This window comes from Variovorax sp. 01N429 (genome assembly GCF_056399425.1).
The window spans coordinates 128,655-151,536 of sequence record NZ_JBFTRG010000003.1 but is presented as its reverse complement, the minus strand read 5'-3'; the positions used below and the strand labels follow the sequence as shown (position 1 = coordinate 151,536).

At 64.5% G+C, this 22,882-nt stretch carries 19 protein-coding genes and 1 other RNA gene; 12 read left to right on the top strand and 8 right to left on the bottom strand.

Annotation, left to right across the window (positions count from 1 at the left end):
- Positions 1 to 62 precede the first annotated feature (62 nt).
- Genes AC1DSF_RS06805 through AC1DSF_RS06795 form a run of 3 tightly spaced genes read left to right on the top strand, consistent with a single transcriptional unit; the run spans position 63 to position 7,095 of the window.
- Complete coding sequence (locus AC1DSF_RS06805; protein ID WP_478182477.1) at positions 63 to 2,615, top strand: PD-(D/E)XK nuclease family protein; 2,553 nt, start codon at positions 63 to 65, stop codon at positions 2,613 to 2,615.
- Positions 2,612 to 5,860 carry a UvrD-helicase domain-containing protein gene (locus AC1DSF_RS06800; RefSeq protein ID WP_478182476.1) on the top strand — a complete coding sequence of 1,083 codons (3,249 nt, stop codon included), beginning with the start codon at positions 2,612 to 2,614 and terminating at the stop codon, positions 5,858 to 5,860. The genes AC1DSF_RS06805 and AC1DSF_RS06800 overlap by 4 nt, the downstream gene beginning before the upstream one ends.
- A complete protein-coding gene (locus AC1DSF_RS06795) occupies positions 5,857 to 7,095 on the top strand; it encodes a TIGR03862 family flavoprotein (protein WP_478126467.1) in 1,239 nt (412 codons plus the stop codon). The genes AC1DSF_RS06800 and AC1DSF_RS06795 overlap by 4 nt, the downstream gene beginning before the upstream one ends.
- Positions 7,096 to 7,476: 381 nt before the next feature.
- On the opposite strand, the gene ffs is transcribed toward AC1DSF_RS06795, so the two are convergent.
- Positions 7,477 to 7,573: signal recognition particle sRNA small type (ffs, locus tag AC1DSF_RS06790), an RNA gene on the bottom strand.
- A 90-nt stretch (positions 7,574 to 7,663) separates the two neighbouring features.
- Here ffs and dnaX point away from each other — a divergent pair.
- The 7 genes from dnaX (at position 7,664) to AC1DSF_RS06755 (ending at position 13,774) form a co-directional block, all read left to right on the top strand.
- A complete protein-coding gene (gene dnaX / locus AC1DSF_RS06785; protein ID WP_478126466.1) occupies positions 7,664 to 9,496 on the top strand; it encodes a DNA polymerase III subunit gamma/tau in 1,833 nt (610 codons plus the stop codon).
- A 75-nt stretch (positions 9,497 to 9,571) separates the two neighbouring features.
- On the top strand, positions 9,572 to 9,904 hold the full coding sequence (locus AC1DSF_RS06780) for a YbaB/EbfC family nucleoid-associated protein (protein WP_012747441.1): 333 nt from the start codon (positions 9,572 to 9,574) through the stop codon (positions 9,902 to 9,904).
- Positions 9,905 to 9,921: 17 nt separating this feature from the next.
- The gene (gene recR / locus AC1DSF_RS06775; RefSeq protein ID WP_478126465.1) at positions 9,922 to 10,512 is read left to right on the top strand and encodes a recombination mediator RecR; all 591 of its coding nucleotides are present in this window, start codon (positions 9,922 to 9,924) and stop codon (positions 10,510 to 10,512) included.
- Between the two features lie 22 nt (positions 10,513 to 10,534).
- On the top strand, positions 10,535 to 10,930 hold the full coding sequence (locus AC1DSF_RS06770) for an MAPEG family protein (RefSeq protein ID WP_478126464.1): 396 nt from the start codon (positions 10,535 to 10,537) through the stop codon (positions 10,928 to 10,930).
- 110 nt (positions 10,931 to 11,040) lie between these two features.
- Positions 11,041 to 12,075, top strand: a complete 1,035-nt coding sequence (locus AC1DSF_RS06765) for an ABC transporter substrate-binding protein (RefSeq protein WP_478126463.1) — start codon at positions 11,041 to 11,043, stop codon at positions 12,073 to 12,075.
- A 48-nt stretch (positions 12,076 to 12,123) separates the two neighbouring features.
- Entirely contained in the window at positions 12,124 to 12,939 is an 816-nt protein-coding gene (locus tag AC1DSF_RS06760; protein WP_478126462.1) for an ABC transporter ATP-binding protein, read from the top strand.
- A 1-nt stretch (position 12,940) separates the two neighbouring features.
- The gene (locus AC1DSF_RS06755; protein ID WP_478126461.1) at positions 12,941 to 13,774 is read left to right on the top strand and encodes an ABC transporter permease; all 834 of its coding nucleotides are present in this window, start codon (positions 12,941 to 12,943) and stop codon (positions 13,772 to 13,774) included.
- A 4-nt stretch (positions 13,775 to 13,778) separates the two neighbouring features.
- On the opposite strand, the gene AC1DSF_RS06750 is transcribed toward AC1DSF_RS06755, so the two are convergent.
- The gene (locus AC1DSF_RS06750) at positions 13,779 to 15,302 is read right to left on the bottom strand and encodes a transglycosylase SLT domain-containing protein (RefSeq protein WP_478126460.1); all 1,524 of its coding nucleotides are present in this window, start codon (positions 15,300 to 15,302) and stop codon (positions 13,779 to 13,781) included.
- A 349-nt stretch (positions 15,303 to 15,651) separates the two neighbouring features.
- On the opposite strand from AC1DSF_RS06750, the gene AC1DSF_RS06745 reads away from it, so the two are divergent.
- Positions 15,652 to 16,422 carry a class I SAM-dependent methyltransferase gene (locus tag AC1DSF_RS06745; protein WP_478126459.1) on the top strand — a complete coding sequence of 257 codons (771 nt, stop codon included), beginning with the start codon at positions 15,652 to 15,654 and terminating at the stop codon, positions 16,420 to 16,422.
- A 13-nt stretch (positions 16,423 to 16,435) separates the two neighbouring features.
- The gene (gene rnhA / locus AC1DSF_RS06740; protein ID WP_478126458.1) at positions 16,436 to 16,885 is read left to right on the top strand and encodes a ribonuclease HI; all 450 of its coding nucleotides are present in this window, start codon (positions 16,436 to 16,438) and stop codon (positions 16,883 to 16,885) included.
- A 6-nt stretch (positions 16,886 to 16,891) separates the two neighbouring features.
- On the opposite strand, the gene AC1DSF_RS06735 is transcribed toward rnhA, so the two are convergent.
- The 6 genes from AC1DSF_RS06735 to AC1DSF_RS06710 form a co-directional block, all read right to left on the bottom strand.
- Entirely contained in the window at positions 16,892 to 17,374 is a 483-nt protein-coding gene (locus AC1DSF_RS06735) for a cyclic nucleotide-binding domain-containing protein (RefSeq protein ID WP_478143138.1), read from the bottom strand.
- 40 nt (positions 17,375 to 17,414) lie between these two features.
- Positions 17,415 to 18,725: a molybdopterin molybdotransferase MoeA gene (moeA, locus tag AC1DSF_RS06730; RefSeq protein WP_478126456.1), complete on the bottom strand. Its 1,311-nt coding sequence runs from the start codon at positions 18,723 to 18,725 to the stop codon at positions 17,415 to 17,417.
- A gap of 43 nt (positions 18,726 to 18,768) precedes the next feature.
- A complete protein-coding gene (mobA, locus tag AC1DSF_RS06725; RefSeq protein WP_478126455.1) occupies positions 18,769 to 19,413 on the bottom strand; it encodes a molybdenum cofactor guanylyltransferase MobA in 645 nt (214 codons plus the stop codon).
- Positions 19,410 to 20,528: a GTP 3',8-cyclase MoaA gene (moaA, locus tag AC1DSF_RS06720; RefSeq protein ID WP_478126454.1), complete on the bottom strand. Its 1,119-nt coding sequence runs from the start codon at positions 20,526 to 20,528 to the stop codon at positions 19,410 to 19,412. Before moaA ends, mobA begins: the two co-directional genes overlap by 4 nt.
- Before the next feature lie 91 nt (positions 20,529 to 20,619).
- Complete coding sequence (locus AC1DSF_RS06715; protein ID WP_478126453.1) at positions 20,620 to 21,381, bottom strand: SDR family oxidoreductase; 762 nt, start codon at positions 21,379 to 21,381, stop codon at positions 20,620 to 20,622.
- Between the two features lie 24 nt (positions 21,382 to 21,405).
- Positions 21,406 to 22,839, bottom strand: coding sequence for an aldehyde dehydrogenase family protein (locus tag AC1DSF_RS06710; protein ID WP_478126452.1), 1,434 nt, complete (start codon positions 22,837 to 22,839; stop codon positions 21,406 to 21,408).
- Positions 22,840 to 22,882: the final 43 nt, after the last annotated feature.

The window sequence follows — 22,882 nt, the reverse complement described above, 5'->3', positions numbered from 1 at the left end:
AGTATTGGCGTGGTCGGGCGGAAAGCTATGGCGCCGATAGTCAACACCCCTTGGAACCCCCAATGCATCCTTTTGAGCGCCATCCCGCGCATGCGCTTTGGTGCGACCCCGAAGCCGGTCTCGTCGGGCGCATTTCCCGCCTGCTGGCCGAGCGTCGCCTGCACCCTTCCCGTACCATGGTTCTCGTGCCCTATGCACAATTGATGCAGGTCGCGCGCAACATGTGGATCGCGAACGGCGCGTCGGGTTTCGCCCCCCGGTTCGAGACCACGCGCAACTGGGCGCGCAGCGTGGGCGGCTTCGTGCCAGATGCCGACGACCTCGCATTCGACATGGCGCGCGACCTGATCACCGCGCAGTCATTGCTGGTTCGCGCAGGCTTCTCGGCTTCGCGGAATGCGCTCGCCGGCAGGTTGGTGGATATTGCGCTTCAACTCTCGCCACTGGCCGCTGCCGAGCGGCCCGAAGAACGTTCCGCCTGGGCCGATCGGGTCCGCGGGGCCATCGATGCGGGCAAGGGCTCGGAGTGGTTCAACATGGAAAGCGCCTTGAACGGCATCGCGCTCGCCTGGACGGCCAACTCGGGCTACGCCACCGACGTGCTTTATTCGAACGCCGCACAGGCGCAGGTCGATCAGCTCATCGTCCTCGATGGCCTTCAGGCTGATCCGCTCACTCGAAAGCTGGCAGAGCTTTTCGGCGAGCGCTGCTTGCGTCTGCCGCTTGCAACGATGGATGCGCCGTCATGCGTCGCCAGCCTGCATGCGGCGGCCGGTCCCGAGGACGAAGCCGAGCGCGCTGCGGCGTGTGTCGTCCGTCAGCTATCGGAAGGCCACGCACCCGTTGCGCTGGTGGCGACCGACCGCGCGCTGACCCGCCGGATCATGGCGCATCTGGTTGCACGCGGAGTTATCCCTCGCGATGAAACCGGCTGGAAGCTGTCGACCACGCGAGTGGCCGCGAGCCTGATGAGCGCATTGCGAGCATGTGCCCACGATGCCAGCAGCGACCAGGTATTGGACTGGCTCAAGCATGCGAGCAAGTTCAATCGTCGCGAAGTCCTGCTGCTGGAATCACGCCTGCGGGAGCGCGGAATGCGCGACTGGCGCACGTGGCGTTCGTACGTCGTGGCGAGCACGAGGCCGGAAGATGTCGAGCTCGTCGCTACCACTGATGTGCTCGAGAACATGCGCAGCGAGATGGCGCGTGCCAGGCCGCTTGGCGAATGGCTCGCAGCGGCGCGCACGCTGCTGCAAGCCAGCGGCCAATGGTCTGCGCTCACCAGCGATGCCGTCGGTATTGAACTGATTGGCGCCCTGTATCTGGACGCTGAAGAGGGGGAGATCCGAGGAGCGCGCTGCACGTTGGCCGAGTTCACTGGTTGGGCTCGCGACGTGCTGGAAGCGGCGAGCTTCGTGCACGTACCGACCGATGCCGATGCGCCGCAGGTCGTCGTTCTCCCGCTGTATCAGTTGCTCGGACGCGCCTTTGCCGCCGTTGTGGTGCCCGGCTGCGATGACCAGCGCTTGCCCGCTTCGCCAGAACCTCCCGGCGACTGGAGCGCGGCACAGCGCACTGCACTGTCGCTGCCTTCGCGCGATGCGCTGGAGGCGGCGCAGCGCTCCGCGTGGGCCATTGCAATGAGCGCGCCGCATTGTGATGTTCTATGGCGTCAGTTCGACGCCAGCGGCGAGCCGGTGCGGCCAAGCCCGCTCGTTCAGATGCTGCACCTGGATCACACGGCTGAAATGGCTGCCGATCCGCGGCTTTCGGTGACAGTCGCTGCGCTCCCCACGCTGCACCCGCTGCCGCGAGGCGACGCGCTTGTGCCAGCGACTTTGTCATCGACTGCCTATGAGGATCTCCGCCGCTGCCCCTATCGTTTTTTTGCCATGCGCCAGTTGGGTCTGCGCAGCAGCGACGAATTGGATGCAGAGGTCGACAAGCGCGATTTCGGCAACTGGCTGCATGCCGTGCTCGGCCATTTCCATGAAGCTTTGAAAGCAGATCCCACAACCGACTTGGAGATTCGGCGAACGATGATGGCTGCCGCCGAGGTGCAGGCCACCAGTGAGTTCGGATTGTCCGAAGCTGAATTCCTGCCATTCGCCGCTGCGTGGCCGGCGACTCGCGATGGTTACCTGGCTTGGCTAGCCGGGCACGAAGCTGCCGAAGGCGCGATTTTTGTCGAATCCGAGCCGTGGAAGGAAGTGCCACTGGGTCGTGTGAAGCTGATCGGGCGGCTCGACCGTGTCGATGCGGTTCCCGACGGCAGGGTCTTCGTGATCGACTACAAGACCGAGTCCGCCGACAAGACGCGAGAGCGAATCAAGAATCCGTCAGAAGACACGCAGCTTGCGTTTTATGCCGCGCTCTTTCCGGACGACAGCTTGCGGGCAGCCTACGTCAACGTCGGCGAAAAGGCCTCCGGGACACGCACCTTCGAGCAACTGGACGTCGTCGCTGCGCGGGACGCACTGGTGACCGGTGTGATGGATGACCTTGCGCGCATCGCAGGCGGCGCCGCGCTGCCCGCGTTGGGAGAGGGCCAGGTCTGCGAACACTGCGGTGCGCGCGGGCTATGCCGGAAGGACTTCTGGGAGGGTCCGGCATGACCGCACCGGCCTACGAACACAACGGCGCGCACGTCAGCCGTGAGCGCTTCTATGCGATCGCGTGCGACCCCCGTCGCTCCGTCGCAGTGGAAGCCTGCGCGGGGGCAGGCAAGACCTGGATGCTGGTGTCGCGCATCTTGCGCGCGTTGCTCGAAGAGGGCGAAAGCGCTTGCGCACCGCACGAGATTCTGGCGATCACCTTCACCAAGAAGGCAGCCGGCGAAATGCGGGAACGTCTGGACCAGTGGCTGGAGAAATTCTCGCAACAGCCGGTGGCCGAACTGGTGCCTGAACTTGTGATGCGCGGCATGGCATGGCCCGATGCGGAAGCCGCCGCCCCGCGGCTGCAGGGCCTCTATCGAGAGCTTCTCGCGGGCGGACGGCCCGTTCAGTTTCGCACCTTCCACGCCTGGTTCGCCGGCCTGCTGCGAAGCGCTCCGGTGGCCGTTCTCGAGAAGCTGCGGCTACCGGCCAACTATCAACTGCTCGAAGACGACGCCGAGGCGAGGGTGCGCGTGCGGCGCCCGTTCTATGCGGCAGTGGCGGCTGACGAGGACGCCTCGGCCGACTACCGCGCGCTGGTCGCGACGCATGGCCGTTCGCAGATCGGCAAGGCCTTGGACGAAGCGCTGACGCGGCGTGTCGAGTTCGTGCTCGCCGATGCTCATGCAGCGGTCGATCGCGCCGTCACGCCAATGGCAGAGATGTATCCCGCATTTGAGGGGGCTGAATCTCCGGAAGACGTATTGCTCGGTGACTCGGTGTGGCGCGGTGCACTGCTGGCAGCTGCTCGCGCACTCGGCCGCGCCAGCGCTCCAACCTTTTCACGACGCGGCGTAGAACTCGAACAGGCCGTCACCGAACGGCACGCCGACGGGGTGCTCGACGCACTCCTCACGCAGAAGGGCGAGCCCCGCAAGTTCAGCGAAAAGCTCGCGGGGCTCGATGACGTGCGCGCCGCACAGGAGCGCGTGTTGCAGTACTGCGCGGCGCGGGCCCAACACGATGCGTGGCTCTATCAGCAGCGAATGGCGAGATTGACGCGTTTGCTGATCACCTGCTTCGCGGACGTAAAGATCTCTAACGGCTGGGTCGACATGAACGACGTCGAACAGGCGGCACACCTGCTTCTGGGCAACGCCGAACTGTGGGGATGGGTGCAGGAGCGCCTGGACGCGCGGGTGCGCCATCTGCTCATCGACGAGTTCCAGGACACCAACCCGCTGCAATGGCAGGCGCTCAACGGATGGCTCGGAAGCTACGCTGGAGCGGCAGGGCGGCGACCGGGCGTTTTCATCGTCGGCGATCCGAAGCAAAGCATCTATCGCTTTCGGCGTGCGGAACCGCAGGTCTTCATCGCCGCCAAGCAGTTCGTCCAGCAGGGGCTGAACGGCGATCTGCTCAATTGCGATCACACGCATCGCAATGCGCAAGCGGTGATCGGGCTCGTCAACGCTGCCATGCAAGAGGCGCAGCGAGTCGGCGAATTCAGCGGATTTCGCGACCATACGACTGAATCGATCACAGTGGGTCAGGTTCGCAAGCTGCCGCAGATCGGCCGGGATGCGATCGCCAGTGCCGCGTCGCCCAGCGAAGCATCGTCAGACGGCTTGCTGCCTTGGCGCGACAGCCTCACTACGCCTCGCGTGCTCCCCGAGGAAAAGCTGCTGCAGAAGGAATGCGAGCAGGCGGCGCGCTGGATTGCGGGGCGTATTGCGTCGGGACTTGCTCCGAGCCGGATCATGGTGTTGGCGCGGCGCCGCAGTCGACTGGCCGTAATGCAGGACGAGCTGCGAAAGCTGCACATCGCCGTCCAGCAGCCGGAAAAAAATGAACTGAACGACGCGCCCGAGGTGCAGGACGTCGTCGCGCTCATCGATGCGCTGGTGTCGCCGGACCACGATCTGTCTCTTGCACGAGCGCTGAAATCACCGATCTTCGGCCTCGACGACGACGCGCTCGTGCAAATCGCGCTGAAGCGACGTGAAACACGAGCGAACTGGTTCGATGTGCTGCAGGCCCCGGGGTGGCCCGCACCGCTCGCCGGCGTCGGCGCGCGGCTGCGGACTTGGCAAGGCTGGCTCGACACGTTGCCGCCGCACGATGCGTTGAGTGCTATCTATCACGATGCCGGGGTGCTCTCGGCCTTTGCCGCAGCGGCGCCGACGGCCATGCGCGCCAGCGTGCTCGCGAACTTGCGTGGGCTGCTGGCAGCATCGCTCGAACTCGATGGTGCGCGCTTCGCGACACCTTACGGGCTGGTTCGGGCATTGCGCGCTGGGGGGGTCAGGGCGCCGTCGGTGGCGGTCATCGACGCCGTTCAGTTGCTGACGGTTCACGGCGCCAAGGGCCTGGAGGCGGACTTGGTGCTGCTCCTGGACACGGACGCCTCGGCGGAGCGGGCGCAGACCATGGGCGTGCTCGTGAAGTGGCCTGGACATGCTGTTGCGCCCGAGCGCTTCGTGTTCGTGGCGAGCGAGAAGAATCCGCCCGCGTGCGCCACGGAAGACCTTGCACAGGAGCACGCCGCGCGTCGTCGGGAGGAAATCAACGGGCTGTACGTCGCGACGACCCGCGCGCGGGCGGAGCTCGTCATCTCGGCTGTCGCCGCCGCGAGGTCCAGCGGTGAGAGTTGGTGGGCACGGCTGGAAGCGCTGAGTGATCCGATCGACGATGTGGCGCCCGTGGCTGCAGTGTCTCCCTCGACGGCGCCGGCTGAATTCCCAATGCTGGAGCTGCCCGCGCTAGCGACTGCCGATCACGGCCATCCTGTCATGGCTCAACCTCGCGATGCCGAAACGCGCGCTTCTGCACTGGGGCAGGCCATGCACCGTCTGCTCGAATGGGCTCAACCGGGAGTGCCTTTGCCAACGGAACACGTGCGCGCCGCAGCACGCGAATTTGCACTCGATCTTCACGCGACCCGCTCGGCGGCCGCACTGGCGGAGCGTATTCGTGCCGGCGCAGGCGCGTGGGCGTGGGACGCCGAAGCACTCGACTGGCATGGCAACGAAGTCACGTTGATCCACCAGGGCCAGACCCTGCGCATCGATCGCCTGGTGCGCCATCGCGAGAGCGGCGCGTGGTGGGTGCTCGACTATAAATCGGCCGCGCGACCTGAGCGGGATGCGGAATTGATCGCTCAACTGAACCGCTATCGAGATGCGGTACAAGAAGCCTATCCCGGCGAGACGGTGCGCGCCGCGTTCCTGACCGGCCAGGGCGAACTGGTCACACTCGAATGATTCAAGAAAAAAACGTCGCCGTGGTCGGCGGTGGGCCCGCCGGATTGATGGCGGCTGAAGTGCTCAGCGCGCGCGGCATTCAGGTGCATCTGTACGACGCCAAGCCATCCGTCGGGCGCAAGTTCCTGCTTGCCGGCCGGGGTGGCCTGAACCTCACGCATTCGGAGCCGCTCGGCAAGTTCGTCGAACGGTTCGGCGACCGCCGTGCCGAGATCGAGGGCTTGCTTCATCGTTTCGGCCCTGATGCGGTACGCGAATGGGCGCACGGACTCGGGATCGACACCTTCGTCGGCACCTCGGGCCGAGTGTTCCCGAAAGACATGAAGGCAGCGCCGTTGCTGCGTGGGTGGCTGCACCGTCTCAGGCAGGCTGGCGTGCAGTTTCACATGCGACATCGTTGGCTCGGATGGGATGAGGCGACGGCATCGCCGACTTCGTTGCGATTCGCGACACCCGGCGGTGAGATGAGGTCGCAGCATGACGCCGTGGTGCTTGCGCTCGGCGGCGCCAGTTGGTCGCGGCTCGGGTCCGACGGTGCGTGGGCACCGTGGCTGGCCGATCGCGGCGTCGATGTTGCGCCCTTGCTGCCTGCCAACTGCGGCTTCGATCTCGTCTGGACTCCCTATTTCGCGGAACGATTTGCAGGCGTGCCCTTCAAGTCGGTGGCCATCTCGTTCACTGATTCGGAGGGTCGCACCTTCGCGCGAAAAGGCGAGTTCGTTGCGACGGCCACCGGCATTGAAGGCAGCCTCGTCTACGCTGCCTCGGCGCTGCTGCGCGATGAGATCGCCCGCAACGGCGGCGCCACGCTTCTCCTCGACCTATTGCCCGACCGAACCTTGGAGCAGGTGCGCGCCGCTGTATCGCATCCGCGTGGCTCGCGTTCGGTGGCGAGTCATCTAAAAAGTCGATTGAGCCTGGACGGCATCAAGATGGCCGTGCTGCACGAAGTGCTCACGCGTGACGACATGCATGTCCCTGAAAAGGTCGCCGACACCATTAAGGCGGTGCCGCTCAAACTGACTGCGCCAAGGCCTATCGATGAAGCCATCAGCACCGCTGGCGGCGTGCGTTTCGAGGCGCTCGACCGCCATTTGATGAGCGGCTCGATGCCGGGCGTGTTCTTTGCTGGTGAGATGCTCGATTGGGAGGCTCCCACGGGCGGCTATTTGCTCACGGCGACGATGGCCAGCGGCGCAGTGGCGGCGGACGGCGTGCTGCTGCGGTTGAAGTAGAACTTTGTTGTGGCGCTCGCCCAAACGCTGCTGGCGTCAGCGCTGCGATGGCTGCCAGTGCCGTATCGTCGTCGCGATCACCTTCGCTGCCTGTTCCCTGATGGTCCCGAGGCCTGACCGGTCACGCGCAACCGGAAACGGCCAGGAGGCTCGGCTGACGAGCGGCTTCGGCGTGAATGGAAGCACTGGAAGCCCACGCGCAGTGGCTCGAAGGGGAGCAAAGGGAGAAGGGGGAATCATGACGTCGCCTCGATGTTGTTCTTGGGGACGACGAATTCTACCGGAGTCACTGTATTTGCGTACAGTGTTTTGCGAGGCTGGAACGCCGAGGGCGTGAGGCCCTTGGCGCGATCCGCGGCGCGATGCTTCGCGCGATATGAGGTTGACGAGCCTTACCCCCGGCACTGGCTACGCAGTTAGGGCTGCTTGGTTCCCCACCTGACCCGGTTGGCCACTTCACCATGCGGGGAGGCCCGTCAGCGGGGGATTGTAGGCGACGTTTCTTCACCCCGATATTGCGTGGGATGAAGCAACGGAGACCTCGGTCGGCCGACCCTAAAATGCGCCGATGGCCTATCTCGTGCTCGCTCGCAAACACCGCCCGAAAACCTTCAGCGAGATGGTCGGCCAGGAACATGTCGTCCAGGCGCTCGAAAACGCGCTGACCTCGCAACGACTGCACCACGCCTATCTTTTCACCGGAACGCGGGGCGTGGGCAAGACCACGGTTTCACGCATTCTGGCCAAGTCGCTCAACTGCCAGGGGCCGGACGGGCAGGGCGGCATCACCGCCACGCCATGCGGCACATGCCAGGCGTGCCGCGACATCGATTCAGGTCGATTCGTCGACTACACGGAACTCGATGCGGCATCGAACCGGGGCGTCGATGAAGTGCAGGCATTGCTGGAACAAGCGGTCTACAAACCCGTCCAGGGGCGCTTCAAGGTCTTCATGATCGACGAAGTGCACATGCTCACGGGCCACGCGTTCAACGCCATGCTGAAGACGCTGGAAGAGCCGCCCGAATACCTCAAGTTCGTGCTGGCGACGACCGATCCGCAGAAGGTGCCGGTCACCGTGCTTTCGCGCTGTCTGCAGTTCAACCTGCGGCCGATGGCGCCCGAGACGGTGCTCGAACACCTCACGCGCGTCCTGCAGACCGAGATGGTGCCGGCCGAGCCGCATGCGCTGCGGCTCATCGCACGCGCCGCGCGCGGATCGATGCGCGACGCCTTGTCCCTGACCGATCAGGCGATCGCATTCGGCAACGGAGAGTTGCTGGAAGCCGGTGTGCGGCAGATGCTCGGGAGCGTCGATCGCGGTCACGTATTTCAGCTGATCGAGGCGCTCGCCAAGGGCGACGGCAAGACAGTCGTCGAGACATCGGAAGGATTGCGGCGCGATGGGCTTTCCGCCGCTTCGACACTCGAAGAGATGACGGCCGTGCTGCAGGGCATGGCAGTCTTGCAGGCGGTGCCGTCGCGCGTCGGATCTGACAACGGCGCAGACCCCGATGCTGCGGAAACGGCGCGGCTCGCTGCGATGATGCCGGCGGACGAAACGCAGTTGCTCTATAGCCTCTGCTTGCACGGACGTGCCGAGCTGGGTCTCGCGCCCGACGAATATGCGGCGCTCACGATGGTGCTGTTGCGTTTGCTGGCGTTCAAGCCCGGTGGCGCAGCATCGGAGGAAAAAAAAACTCTGAATGAAGCTCCGCAGGCCGAACCGGCGCTGCCGCGCGCGGCGTCTGTCGAGTCCGCCAAGCCCGCCATGCCAGCACCGGCGGTGCAACGGCTTTCATCGCCACCCGCGCCTTCAGCCACTCCCGTCGAGCGCCCTGGTCACCGTCTCCCCGTGTTCGACGCTCCGGCGCTGCATACATCGCCACCGCCCCGCCCAGCCGCCGAAGAATCCGCACCAACGGCGACCAAGGTCATGGCGATGCCCGTACGCATCCAGCCGCCACCCGGTGTGCGAGAAGGCGAGTCCACCGCGCCGTCGGCGCCGATCCCGCCGAGCGAGGAGGGCGACTTCTGGCACGCCACCGTCACGCAGATGGTGGCCGCCGAGTCGATCACCGCGCTGGCCCGCGAACTGGCTTTGCAGTCGCAGCTGGTGGCTCGCGACGTCGACCAGTGGCTGTTGCGGGTCGAGCGTGAATCACTCAACCAGCCCGGCAGTCGAGACAAGGTTCAGGCAGCACTTGCTGCGTTCGGCCATGGTGTGAAAATCGCCATCGAAGTCGGTGCCGTCGTCGACAGTCCGGCACGACGCAACAAGCAGGCTGCAGAGGAGCGTCAGCGGATCGCCGAAGAGGCCATACGCAACGATCCTGAAGTGCAATCGATGATGCGAGACTGGGATGCGAGGATCGTCCCAGGTACATTGCGACCCGCATGACGGTTTGAGCCGGCGGCGCCGAGCCGGCGCCACCTGGTCTCATCCATCCAACATTTCTTACTCACAGGACCAACGATGTTCAACAAAGGACAACTGGCCGGCCTCATGAAGCAGGCGCAGGCAATGCAGGACAACCTCAAGAAGGCGCAGGAAGAACTCGCCACGATCGAGGTCGAAGGCGAGTCGGGCGCGGGCCTCGTGAAGGTTGTGATGACCTGCAAGCACGATGTCAAACGCATCACCATCGACCCGAGCCTTCTGGCCGACGACAAGGACATGCTCGAAGACCTGGTGGCCGCTGCGTTCAACGCGGCGGTGCGCAAGGCTGAAGAAACGAGCGAGCAGAAGATGGGCAAGCTCACCGCCGGCATGCCCGGCTTGCCGCCCGGCATGAAGCTGCCGTTCTGACGGTTCGCCGCACCTGAATGGCGGATTCCAGCTCGCTCGATGCGCTGATCGAAGCGCTGCGGCGTTTGCCCGGCGTAGGCGCGAAGTCTGCTTCGCGCATGGCGTTTCACTTGCTGCAGCACGATCGCGAAGGCACACAGATGCTGGCTCGCGCGTTGCAGCAGGCGGCCAGCAACGTGCGGCATTGCGAGCGATGCAACACGTTCACCGAAGCCGCCATCTGCAATGTCTGCGGAGATCCGCGCCGCGATGCGACCAAGCTTTGCGTCGTCGAGACACCGGCCGACCAGGCCGCACTCGAGCGCACCGGCGCGTTCCGTGGCTACTACTTCGTTTTGATGGGCAAGCTCAGCCCGCTCGATGGCATTGGACCCAAGGACATCGGCCTTGCGAAGCTGTTCGATCGCGCGCTCGATGGCACTGTGAGCGAGGTGATCCTTGCGACCAACTTCACCGCCGAGGGCGAGGCCACGGCTCACGTGATCGGCGAAGCGCTCAAGCAACGGGGGCTCACGGTGACGCGGCTTGCGCGTGGCGTGCCTGCCGGCAGTGAGCTCGAATACGTCGACCTGGGCACCATCGCGCACGCGTTGGTCGACCGTCGTTGACCCTCTCCAAGGCGAGAAGCACATGAGCATGCCCCACCTCTCTCTGGCCTACTGGTGCGTGTTGATCGCTGCCTTGCTGCCCTATGTGTCGGCCTACATTGCCAAGGCGGGCGCTTTCAAGGGCAGCGACAACCAGAAGCCGCGCGAGTGGGGTGCGCGCCAGTCTGGATGGCGCGCGAGGGCTAACAGCTCACAGGCCAACGGCTTCGAAGGGCTTCCGTTCTTCATCGGCGCCGTGATCATCGCGCATCAACTGGGCGCTGCGCAGGCGCGGCTCGACATGCTTGCAGCGGCCTACGTCTTGCTGCGCTTGGTCTATATCGGTGTCTATATCGCAGGTCTCGGCACCATTCGCAGCGCTGTCTGGGCGCTCGCGTTTTTCGTGAATGTCGCGATCCTGTTCGCGGGCCGCCAGTAGTCTTCATGTTTACGTGAAAACCCGCACGGGATGTTCCCGATGCAGAGGGACATGCACACCCCTAAGCTCGTTTCGAAAACATTCGAACACAGGGCCTCAAGGCGCCACTCATGCTCAATCGCCGCACCTTCACCATCGCCACCGCACTTGGCGCTGCAGCCGTCGGCGCGCCCCTGGTCCACAGCCAGCCCAAGCTTGAAAAATCGAAGGTGTCTATCGCGGTCGGCGGCAAGGCCGCTTTCTACTACCTTCCGTTGACGATCTCAGAGCAGCTCGGCTACTTCAAGGCCGAGGGCCTGGATGTGGAAATCTCCGATTTCGCAGGAGGCTCACGCGCCCTGCAAGCCGTTGTCGGCGGCTCGGCCGATGTCTGCTCGGGTGCTTTCGAGCACACGATCAACCTTCAGGCCAAGAACCAGATCTTTCAGGCTTTCGTCCTGCAAGGGCGCGCACCGCAGATCGCGATCGGCGTTTCGACGAAGAACATGCCGAGCTATTCGGGCATCGTCGATCTGAGGGGCAAGAAGCTGGGCGTCTCGGCACCGGGCTCGTCGACGAACATGGTGGCCAACCTGGTGCTCTCGCGCGGCGGCCTCAAGGCGAGCGACGTGAGTTACATCGGCGTCGGCGTTGCGGCAGGGGCGCTCACCGCACTGCGCTCGGGTCAAATCGATGCCATCAGCAACACCGATCCGGTGATGACGATGCTCGAGCAGAAGGGCGACGTGAAGATCATCAGCGACACGCGCACGCTCAAGGGCACGCAGGAAGTGTTCGGCGGCCCGATGCCGGCCGCTTGCCTCTATGCGTCTGCGGAGTTCATCCAGAAGAATCCGAACACGTGCCAGGCGCTGGCGAATGCCATCGTGCATGGCCTCAAGTGGCTGCAGACGGCCGGCCCGGGTGACATCATCAAGACAGTGCCGGAGACGTATCTGCTTGGCGACCGCGCGCTGTATCTCGCGTCGTTCGACAAGGTTCGTGAAGCCATCGCCACGGACGGCATGGTGCCGGCGGATGGTCCGAAGACGGCGCTCAACGCCATCGCGAGTTTCGATCCCAGCGTCAAGGCCGACAAGATCGACCTGTCGAAGCTCTACACCAACGATTTTGCGCGGCGCGCAAAGGACAGGTTCAAAGCCTGACCTTTACGCCTCGCAACCCGGCTCCGGCCGGGTTTTTTCTGGCACTCCATGGTCGACTACGCGCTCGAACTCCTAGACATCAGCTGCATCTTTCGATCGAAGGACGATCAGGGGCAGCGCTACACCGCTGTTTCGGACACCACGCTGCGCATTCGCGAGGGCGAATTTGTGTCCGTGGTCGGGCCGACCGGTTGCGGCAAGTCGACCCTGCTCAACATCGGCGCCGGGCTGCTGGCGCCGTCGTCGGGCAGCGTGAAGGTGTTTGGACAACCATTGGCCGGCATCAATGCGCGGGCTGGCTACATGTTCCAGACCGAAGCCCTGATGCCGTGGCGCAGTGCGCTGGACAACGTGATGCTGGGTCTGCAATACCGCGGCGTTGCCGATGCGCAGGCGAAGGCACAGGCCGAAGACTGGCTCGCCCGCGTGGGTCTTGCCGGATTCGGCGACCGCTATCCGCATCAACTCTCGGGCGGCATGCGCAAGCGTACGGCGCTTGCCCAGGTGCTGGCACTGGACCCTGACATCATCCTCATGGACGAGCCGTTCAGCGCACTCGATATCCAGACAAGGCAACTGATGGAGAACGAGGTGCTCGACCTGTGGGCGGCGAAGAAGAAGGCGGTGCTTTTCATCACGCACGATCTCGACGAGGCGATCGCGATGAGTGATCGCGTAGTGGTTCTGTCGGCCGGTCCGGCAACGCATCCGATCGGTGAATTCGTCATCGACCTTCCGCGTCCGCGCGACGTGGCCGAGGTGCGGGCGCATCCAAGGTTTGTCGAACTGCACACGCAGATATGGGGCGTGCTGCGCGACGAAGTCCTCAAGGGCTACGCGCAACAACTGAAGAAGGCGGCCTGACATGCGCCTTCGACCCAGTGAAAACAACGCACCGTTCTGGCAGATCGCGCTGCTGATCGTGCTTCTGGTGGCGTGGCACGTCGCGTCGCGCAACGAGCAGTTCGCCTTCTTCGTCGGCGAACCGATCCAGGTCGCGGGGCGAATCTGGAGCTGGTTCATGCCCGTCGCGATCCCGCCGAACGTGCTCTTTCCCGAAGGGCTGCCCGGCAATGCCGATGTCTATCTGCACCTCGGGGTGACGCTGCTGGAGACCGTCCTCGCATTCCTCATCGGGACTGTGCTGGGGCTGGCCTGCGGACTCTGGCTGGCGCTCGCGCGCACGGCGAGCCTCGTGTTCGACCCCTACATCAAGGCAGCGAACTCGATGCCTCGCGTGATCCTCGCGCCGATCTTTGCCCTTTGGTTTGGGCTGGGGATCTGGAGCAAGGTGGCGCTTGCGGTCACTCTGGTGTTCTTCATCGTGTTCTTCAACGTGTACCAGGGAGTTCGCGAGGTGAGCCCGGTGGTGCTCGCCAACGCCCGCATGCTGGGCGCGAATCAACGTCAATTGCTGCGCACGGTGTATTTGCCGAGCGCGACCAGCTGGGTGTTTTCGAGCCTTCACACCTCGGTCGGGCTGGCCTTCGTCGGTGCGGTGGTGGGCGAATACCTGGGCTCGGCGCGCGGCGTCGGCTATCTGATCCTGCAGGCCGAAGGCACCTTCGACGTCAACACGGTGTTCGCTGGCATCGTGGTGCTGACAGCCTTCGCGCTGGTGCTCGACGCTATCGTCGGCGTGCTCGAAAAACGCCTGATGAAGTGGCAGCCCCGCAGCGGCGAATCCGAGAAGCTCTGAGCGCCTAGCGCTTTTTCTTGGAGGTCTTGGGCGCGCTCTTGACGGCCTTTGCCTTTGGACTGGTGCTCTTGGGCGAGAGGCTCGTCGTCTTGAGCATGTGGTTTCCGCTCGAGCGCGCTGCACCGCTGCCGACGTGCGCCGTCGATGCCGCGCGCACGGGCAGATACACAACGACTTCGTAGCCCTTCTGGAAGGCGTGATTGGGCTTCACGTCGTTCCATTCGGCGACGGCGGCCGGGCTGAGCCTGTAGCGACGGGCGATGCTCGCGACGCTGTCCTTCTTGCCGGCGCGCACGATCGTTCGGCGCGTGACGATTTCGGGCTGAAAGCTCAGATGCCCGGTGTCAGCGACAAGCGCCGCCACGTCTTCCTGAACGCGGGCGCCACGCGGCACTATCAGAGTCGAGCCCGCCTTGATGAGCATCCGCGGAGGCACGCTGTTGACGGCGCGCAGGTCGGCTTCGCTCATGCCTGTGCGCTGGGCGGCGTCCGCGACCGTCATCGTCGATGGCACGGACCAGGCGGTCCAACTGGCGTACTGCCCTTGCGAGTAAGCCTCGAAATTGCGCTGGAACACGGCTGCGTTGTCCCAGGGCAGCAGGATCTCGGGTGTTCCGGCGGCGAGCAGAACCGGCTTGTGCGCCGAGGGATTGAGCGCGCGGAAGTCTTCGATCTTGACGTCGGCCAGTTTTGCGGCAAGGTCGACGTCGAGATCCCGCTTGAGCGTGACGGTCTGGAAGTAAGGGTGGTTTGCGATCAGCGGCAGCTCTGCGTTGAAGCGTTCCGGATTGGCAACGATGTTCTTGACGGCCTGCAGCTTGGGGACGTACATGCGGGTTTCGGCAGGCATGTTGAGGTCGGTATAGCCGGTCGGCAAGCCGGCGCGCTGGTTCTTCGCGATGGCGCGGCTCACGTTGCCTTCGCCCCAGTTGTATGCCGCCAGCGCCAGTTGCCAGTCGCCGAACATGCCGTAGAGCTTCTGCAGGTAGTCGAGCGCTGCGCGAGTAGACGCGACCACGTCCCGGCGGTCATCACGAAAGATGTTCTGCTTGAGGTCGTAGTCGGTGCCTGTGGCGGGCATGAACTGCCACATGCCGGCAGCACGAGCGGTCGAAACCGCTTGCGGATTGAAGGCGCTTTCAATGTACGGCAGCAGCGCAATCTCCGTCGGCATGTCGCGACGCTCGAGTTCCTCGACGATGTGGAAGATGTAGCGGCTCGACCGCTCTGTCATGCGCTGCATGTAGTCGGGCCGGCTTGCGTACCACTGCTCGCGATCGTGTACGAGGTCGTTGTCGAGGTCGGGCATCTTGAAGCCCTTGCGGATGCGGTCCCACATGTCCGTGGGAGGTGCCAAGGTGACGACAGCGCGTGATTTCGTCTGGCCCGAAGTAATCGGCGTCAGGGGTCCGCCCGGATAGACCGGAGTCGCGCGCTCCGATGCAGCCAAGGACGAATTGCCTGTACCGGTGGCGCAGCCCGCGAGAAACAAGGAGCCCGCGAGGCAGGCGGCAACGATAAGTCTCATCAAAAGTGGTTCATCCATTAACGCAGCGCCGCGAACACCGCAGCGGCCGCTTACTGATCGATCTCTGCGGCAGGGGGTTCCGCTGCACACGCAAATCTCGGGTTAGCAAGTGTGTATGCCAGGTCGCCCTCGTCGCCAATGCGCGCCGGGCGGAAGAAAATTCGACATTCGCCTCATCGGGTCGGCATGACGGGAGTGCGTGACTAGAATCGCGGCCAACTGCAGATTGCCACGCTCGAGTGCATCGGACACCGGCCTGGCATCTCCCGGGTCGACCGAGTTCGCGTCGCACACTTCCTGCAGCATCCAGATGTGGTTGTCGGCAAAGGCGGGCAGCGGAACGAGGGTCATGAGCGGTCAAATTATAGGTTTGCATGATTGGTTCGAGACCCCCCCAGGCCGCTATCTGCTGGCCTGGGAGCAGTCCCAGTTCGATCAGGCCGTGGCGGACGTATTCGGCTATCACGCGCTGCAACTGGGCTTGCCGGAGCTGGACGGCCTGCGTGCCAATCGCATGCCGTATCGCTGGCTTTCGGTATCCGACCCGGCGATGGCGGCGAGATGCGCGCTCGTCACCGATTTTTCCGCGTTGCCTTTTTCGGCCAACAGCCTTGACCTGGTGGTGCTTCCGCACACGCTCGAACTCAGCCTCGACCCCCATGCGACGCTGCGTGAAGTCGAGCGCGTGCTGGTGCCCGAAGGCCGTGTCGTGATCTGCGGGCTCAATCCCGCAAGCCTGTGGGGCATGCGGCAACGGAGGGCGCGTCTTTACAGGCGCCTTGGATTCGGCGAGCTCTTTTTGCCGGAGGCCGGCGACTTCATCGGCTACAGGCGCATGCGCGACTGGCTGCGTCTGCTGAGCTTCGAGGTCGAATCAGGGCGCTTCGGTGTCTACCGACCTGCGGTGCGCAGCGAGGCATGGCTGGAGCGCTGCCATTGGTTCGACACGGCAGGGGAGCGCTGGTGGCCGATCTTCGGCGCGGTTTATTTTCTGGTCGCGGTCAAACGGGTCCGCGGCCTCCGGCTGCTGAGCGCCGACTGGCGCCGGGCTGCGGCCCGCGCGAGCGCGCCGGTGCCGATCGCGGGCAGGATGCACCGCGATCCCTCTCATCGACAGTGACAAGGAACGTTTCTTGAACGAAGTACAGATCTATACCGACGGCGCCTGCAAGGGAAACCCGGGCCCCGGCGGCTGGGGCGCATGGCTCAAGTCGGGTGCCACCGAAAAAGAATTGTTCGGCGGCGAACTCAACACCACCAACAACCGGATGGAACTGCAGGCGGTGATCGAAGGGCTCGGTGCCCTCAAGCGCCCATGCAAGGTCGTTCTCTATCTGGACAGCCAATACGTGCGGATGGGCATCACGGAATGGATTCGCGGCTGGAAAGCCAAGGGCTGGCGCACTTCGACGAAGCAGCCCGTCAAGAATGTCGAGCTTTGGCAGCAACTCGACAAGCTGGTGTCGGAGGGCGGCCATCAAATCGAGTGGCGATGGGTCAAGGGGCATTCGGGAGACCCGGGCAACGAGCGTGCGGATGCGCTCGCCAACAAGGGAGTCGAGCGGGCGCTGGGGAGGATCTGACGCGCTTCAGATGCGCTGCGGCGTTTCCAGTGCTTCGCCCATCTGGGCCCTGAAGAGCAGGTCATCGGTGACCCGCAGTCGCCGGCTCATCTCGCGCGCGATGTTCATCTGGATCAGCGCAAACTGTTCGACGTCGCGCTCGAACACCCGATAGAGATTGGCCGACGAAAGCTGAATTGCGCTGCAATCCTCGTCCGCGCGCACCGACGCACTGCGTGGCGAAAGATCGAGAAGGGCCATCTCACCGAAGCAGTCGCCCGGCCCGAGCCGGCGGATGAGGAGTTCGTGGCTTTGCCAGCTTTTCGAGACAGTGACGTGCCCGGTTTCCAGCACGTACATGCAGTCGGGCTCATCGTTTTCATGGAAGAAGTAGTCGCCGCCCTTCATGCGGACCACCGGCGCCGGCGCCAGCAGGAATTCCATCGTTTCAGAGCCCACGGCTCCGAAGATGGGCATCTGTTGCATCAGTTCGATTCTTGTCGCGCCCACTTGCCGCTCCTTCCGCTCCTTCGATCTGCGGGGCCAGACCTTACACCACACCGTCGAACATCATCACGTCGACGGCATCGCCTGCGGCCACGTCTCCCTGATCATGGTGGAGCACCACCAGCCCATTGGCTTCGACCATCGAGCTCAGGACGCCAGAGCCCTGGTTTCCGGCAACCCGAACCTCCGGCAGTGAGCCAGCGACGGCCTGTACGCGGCCACGCTGGTATTCGGTGCGGCCGGGCTTCTTGCGAATGGCGCTGACGCTCTTTGCGCGAAGGAGGGGTGGGGCCGCCGCCGAGCTTGCATTGCAGCCCATCATCCGCAGCAGCGCAGGGCGCACGAACGCGAGGAAAGTCACCATGACCGCGACAGGATTGCCGGGCAGGCCGAAGAGCACCGCTGGTGCGCGCATCTCGGTGCCCGCGTGAATGAGCCCGACGGCCATTGGACGCCCGGGCCGCATGGCAACACGCCAGAAGGCCATGTCGCCCAGGCGCTGCATTACCGTGCGCGTGTGGTCGGCCTCGCCGACACTGACGCCGCCGCTGGTGATGATGGCGTCGGCATCGCCCGCAGCACGCCGCAGGACGGATTCGAGCGCGGCGGGGTCGTCGCGCACCAAGCCAAGGTCGACGACCTCGGCACCCAGGCGCGCGAGAAGTCCGAAGACCGTGTAGCGATTGCTGTCGTAGACCGCACCCTCACGCGGCGATTCGCCCACGCTCAGGATCTCGTCGCCCGTCGAGAAATAAGCGACCCGCAGGCGCCTGAGCACCGGCACGGTGGGCAATCCCAGGCTGGCCATCATGCCCAACGCAGCCGGAGAGACGATCTCGCCGCGTTGGAGTGCCGGCCTGCCCTGCATCAGGTCTTCGCCGGCCAGTCGCCGGTTGTCGCCGCGCTGCAGCGCGGCGGCGGAAAAGCTGACGGCCGCGCCCTCGATGGTGCAGAACTCCTGCGGAATGACGGTGTCCAGGCCCTCCGGCATGACGGCCCCGGTCATGATCTTGACGGCGTCGCCAGCGGCGATCGAACCGTGCCAGGCGGCACCTGCCAGCGCCGTGCCCACCACCCGCAGGCGCACGGTCGCATCGTCGTCATGGCGGTCGAGCACCGCGCCATTGAAGGCGAACCCGTCCATGGCCGAGTTGTCGTGCGGGGGCACGCTCAGCGGCGAGACGATGTCCTCCGACAGAACCCTTCCGAGCGCATCGCGCAGCGCGACGGTTTCGTCTCGCGTGACGGCGGATTGGTCGGCAAGCCGCGCCAGGAACGCCTGCACCGCATCGACGCCCATCGCCTTGGGGTCGTAGCCCGCCAGGGCGGCGGCGATGTCGGCAATTCGGCTCATGGAGAAAGAACGGCAAGGATGACGAGAACGATCGGGCCGGCCGTCAAGGACGTCGCTGGGATTCGAGTGCGTGCAACTCGGCCAGCGTATTGGCGTTGAAGAATGCGCCCGGCGCGTCTTCTGGCCCATCGAAAGGCACGATCACTGTCCGGTGCTGTGCAGTCCACCGCTGGATCTTGCGACCCCCGTCCTCCGTGAAGCGCACCAGGCTTTCGCGCAGTTGGACGCTCAGGAGGCAAAACACGGGTTGGGGTCGCGTGACATCAGCCTCATCCAATGACTCGGGCGCGGCCGCCATGGCGATTTCGGAGCCGTCGGAGACAAGGGCTTGGGATAGCCGGCGCGCGAGGTCGAGCGGAAACAGCGGCGTGTCGCACGGCACGGTCAGAAGATAAGGCGTCTCGCAGTGCTCCAGCCCTGTGAGAAAACCCGCCAGCGGCCCCGCGTAGTCCGCAAGTTCGTCAGGCCACACCGGAACGCCAAAGGCTCGATAAGTCGGGAGATTCCGATTGGCGTTCACCATGATCTGCCCGACCTGGCTGCCCAGGCGCTTGACCGCATGCTCGGCAAGTGGCGAGCCGTTGAAGTTCTGCAAGCCTTTGTCGACGCCGCCCATGCGCGAGCCGCGGCCGCCGGCCAGCACGAGGCCTGTGATGTCCTGGACGGGGATGCCGGCCACCGCGCTCATCCGCCGATGTAGCTCATTTCGACGCGGCGCGGCGCGCCCGCATCGTTGTCCGGCTCGCGCAGCGACCGCAACTCGGAATACCGGTCGCTCCGGCCCTGCCAGATGTCTGCGATGGCGGATGTGATCTGCGCGTCGTCCACGCCGCCGCGCAGCATAGGACGCAGATCGTGGCCGGAATTGGCAAAGAGGCAGAGAAAGAGCTTGCCCTCGGTGGAGAGTCGCGCGCGGGTGCAATCGTGGCAAAACGCCTGGGTCACGCTGCTGATCACGCCGATCTCGCCGGCGCCATCCGCATAGGCCCAGCGCTGCGCGGTTTCGCCGGGCGCGCTGGCTTCGAGCGGCACGAGCGGGAATTCCTCTGCGATGCGCCGCACCACGTCTGCGGACGGAAGCACTTCATCCATGCGCCAGCCGTTGGTCGCACCGACGTCCATGTATTCGATGAAGCGCAACACCACGCCAGTGCCGCGGAAATGCCGTGCCATCGGCAGGATTTCCTGCTCATTGGTGCCACGCTTGACCACCATGTTCACCTTGATCGGCGCGAGCCCGGCAGCCTGTGCAGCTTCAATGCCCGCGAGCACCTCGGCCACCGGAAAGTCGACGTCGTTCATGGCGCGAAAGACGGTGTCATCCAGACCGTCGAGGCTCACCGTCACGCGGTGAAGCCCAGCCGCCTTCAGGGCCTTGGCCTTGCGGGCGAGAAGGGAGCCATTGGTCGTCAGCGTCAGGTCCAAGGGTTCGCCATCCGCCGTGCGCAGGGCGGCCAGCTGCTCCACAAGCACTTCGAGGTTCTTGCGCAGCAGCGGTTCGCCGCCCGTGAGGCGGATCTTGCGCACGCCGTGCGTCGCAAAAACGCGCGCCAGGCGCGTGATCTCCTCGAAGCTCAGCAATGCACTGTGCGGCAGGTATTGATAGTTCTTGTCGAAGATTTCCTTCGGCATGCAATAGCTGCAGCGGAAGTTGCATCGATCGGTGACGCTGATTCGCAGGTCGGTCAGCGGGCGAGCCAGGCGATCGAGCAATACGCCCGTTGCCGCGACCGGAAGCCCGGCCGAGACCGTCGCGCGGCGTGCGCGGCCGATCTCGGAGAGGGGAACGACATGCTGGCTCATGGAAAGAGCAATTTAACGCATCGCCCGCGGCATCGGTGCTGCAGGGCCGTTTGACCCTGCCGCGAGCCGACCACAACTTTGGTCTTGTGCGTTACACGCACCGAGCGCCGTCGACCTCGATGCAGACCCCGCTGATGAACGAAGCTTCGTCGCTCGCCAGATAAAGCGCCGCATTGGCTACGTCGAGCGCTGTCGAGAAACGCCCCAGCGGAATGGTCGCCCGGAACTTCGCCTTGCGTTCTTCCGTGACGGGCCCGCCGGCAAATTCGGCGGCGAGGCCGGTGTCGGGGTTGAACACCGGGTTGATGCAATTCACGCGAATGTTGTCGGGGCCCAGTTCGGCGGCCAGCGACTTGCTCGTGGTGATCACGGCACCTTTCGATCCGTTGTACCAGGTGAGGCCGGGGCGGGGCCGCACGCCTGCGGTCGAGGCGATGTTGATGAACGACCCACCGCCATTGGCACGAAAGGCGGGCACCGCGTGAATGGTCGAAAGATAGATGCTCTTCACGTTGACCGAATAGCAGCGGTCGAACTCGTCTTCGCTCACTTCGAGTGCCGGACGATTGCGGTGCGTCCAGCCGGCGTTGTTGACCATGGCGTCGAGCTTGCCATGGCGCTCGACCGCAGCGCCCACCAGCGCCTTCATGTCGGCTGATTTGGTGACATCTCCAGCAAAAAACGATGCGCGGCCGCCCGCACGCAGGATGGCTTCGACCACCTGCTCGCCCAGTGCCGTATTGATGTCGTTGACGATCACCTGGGCGCCTTCTTCCGCCAGCCGCTTCGCGATGCCTTCGCCGATGCCGCCGCCGGCGCCGGTGACGATGATGGATTTGTCCTTGACGCGCATTTTGTTGTTTCCTGTTGCTGTTGTTCAGCCGTGCTTGATGGCGACGGTCTTGAGGGTCGTGAATCCGTAGAGCGCTTCGAAACCCTTTTCACGGCCATAGCCCGATGATTTGACGCCGCCAAAAGGCAACTCGACTCCGCCGCCGGCCCCGTAGTTGTTAATGAACACCTGGCCGCTCTGCAGGCGCTTCGCCATCCTGAACTGCCGCCCGCCGTTTTCGGTCCAGATGCCCGCGACGAGGCCAAACCTCGTCGCGTTGGCAAGCGCCACGGCTTCGTCCTCATCCCGGAACGACATCGCCGCCAGCACGGGGCCGAAGACTTCCTCTTGCGCAAGACGGTGGTCCACAGGCACGTCGCGCAGGAGAGTGGGCGCCTGATAGAAGCCGCTCTCGGGCGCTTCGTCGACCACGGTGCCCTGGCCGATCATGGGAATGCCCGCAACATGCGCGTCCGACAGAAAGTCCCACACGCGCTGCTGCTGCGATTGGCGAATCAGAGGGCCCACGTCGAGATCCATCGCCGCAGGGCCTACGCGCAGCGCATTGAACGCGTGGCCCAGCCGTTCGAGCAGGGGCTCGTAGATTTCGCGCTCGATGAGAACGCGCGAGCCCGCCGAACAAGTCTGGCCCGCGTTCTGCACGATGGCGTTGATCACCACCGGAATGACAGCGCCCAGGTCGGCATCCGCGAAGATGATCTGAGGGCTCTTGCCGCCAAGCTCGAGCGTGACCGGGCAATGGCGCTCCGCCGCGACCTGCTGGATGATCGTCCCGACGCTAGGGCTGCCAGTAAAGCTGATGTGGTCGATGCCTGGATGGCGCGCCAGCGAATCGCCGACTTCGTGGCCGTAGCCCGTCACGATGTTGAGGGCGCCCGGCGGGAAACCCACCTCGGCCGCGAGTTGCGCCACGCGGATCAGCGACAGGCAAGCGTCTTCCGAAGGTTTGACGACGCACACGTTGCCCGCAGCGAGCGCGCCACCCACGCTGCGCCCGAAGATTTGCATCGGGTAGTTCCACGGAATGATGTGGCCCGTGACACCGTGCGGCTCGCGCCAGGTGAGCACGCTGTAGCCGTCTTGGTAGGGGATGGTTTCGCCGTGCAGCTTGTCGCATGCGCCGGCATAGAACTCGAAGTAGCGCACCAGCGCCAGTGCGTCGGCCCGAGCCTGCTTGACCGGCTTGCCGCAATCGCGTTGCTCGAGAAGCGCCAGCTCGTCCGTGTGCTGGGCAATCTTTTGCGAGAGCTTGTAGAGCAGCTTTCCGCGATCGGCGGCGCTCACCTTGTGCCAGGTCGACTCGAAACAGTGGCGCGCGGCGCGCACCGCGTTGTCGATGTCCGAGGCGTTGCTGCGCTGCAGTTCGTCGAAGGTCTGGCCGTCGGAAGGGTCGATCACCGGCAGCGTGCGGCCGGACGATGAGGCAACGCTTTCGTTGCCGATGTAGTTGAGTTGCATGGGGCGAAATCTTAGCGGCCTCCCGCTGCTTTCGTGAGGCGGC

Coding starts and splice junctions, on each gene's coding strand:
- recR (WP_478126465.1), top strand. CDS start 9,922: ATGGCGGATTCCAGCTCGCTCGATGCGCTGATCGAAGCGCTGCGGCGT.
- AC1DSF_RS06760 (WP_478126462.1), top strand. CDS start 12,124: ATGGTCGACTACGCGCTCGAACTCCTAGACATCAGCTGCATCTTTCGA.
- AC1DSF_RS06800 (WP_478182476.1), top strand. CDS start 2,612: ATGACCGCACCGGCCTACGAACACAACGGCGCGCACGTCAGCCGTGAG.
- AC1DSF_RS06755 (WP_478126461.1), top strand. CDS start 12,941: ATGCGCCTTCGACCCAGTGAAAACAACGCACCGTTCTGGCAGATCGCG.
- AC1DSF_RS06770 (WP_478126464.1), top strand. CDS start 10,535: ATGAGCATGCCCCACCTCTCTCTGGCCTACTGGTGCGTGTTGATCGCT.
- AC1DSF_RS06715 (WP_478126453.1), bottom strand. CDS start 21,381: ATGCGCGTCAAGGACAAATCCATCATCGTCACCGGCGCCGGCGGCGGC.
- dnaX (WP_478126466.1), top strand. CDS start 7,664: ATGGCCTATCTCGTGCTCGCTCGCAAACACCGCCCGAAAACCTTCAGC.
- AC1DSF_RS06765 (WP_478126463.1), top strand. CDS start 11,041: ATGCTCAATCGCCGCACCTTCACCATCGCCACCGCACTTGGCGCTGCA.
- AC1DSF_RS06710 (WP_478126452.1), bottom strand. CDS start 22,839: ATGCAACTCAACTACATCGGCAACGAAAGCGTTGCCTCATCGTCCGGC.
- moeA (WP_478126456.1), bottom strand. CDS start 18,725: ATGAGCCGAATTGCCGACATCGCCGCCGCCCTGGCGGGCTACGACCCC.
- AC1DSF_RS06780 (WP_012747441.1), top strand. CDS start 9,572: ATGTTCAACAAAGGACAACTGGCCGGCCTCATGAAGCAGGCGCAGGCA.
- AC1DSF_RS06805 (WP_478182477.1), top strand. CDS start 63: ATGCATCCTTTTGAGCGCCATCCCGCGCATGCGCTTTGGTGCGACCCC.
- AC1DSF_RS06750 (WP_478126460.1), bottom strand. CDS start 15,302: ATGAGACTTATCGTTGCCGCCTGCCTCGCGGGCTCCTTGTTTCTCGCG.
- mobA (WP_478126455.1), bottom strand. CDS start 19,413: ATGAGCGCGGTGGCCGGCATCCCCGTCCAGGACATCACAGGCCTCGTG.
- AC1DSF_RS06745 (WP_478126459.1), top strand. CDS start 15,652: ATGAGCGGTCAAATTATAGGTTTGCATGATTGGTTCGAGACCCCCCCA.
- AC1DSF_RS06795 (WP_478126467.1), top strand. CDS start 5,857: ATGATTCAAGAAAAAAACGTCGCCGTGGTCGGCGGTGGGCCCGCCGGA.
- moaA (WP_478126454.1), bottom strand. CDS start 20,528: ATGAGCCAGCATGTCGTTCCCCTCTCCGAGATCGGCCGCGCACGCCGC.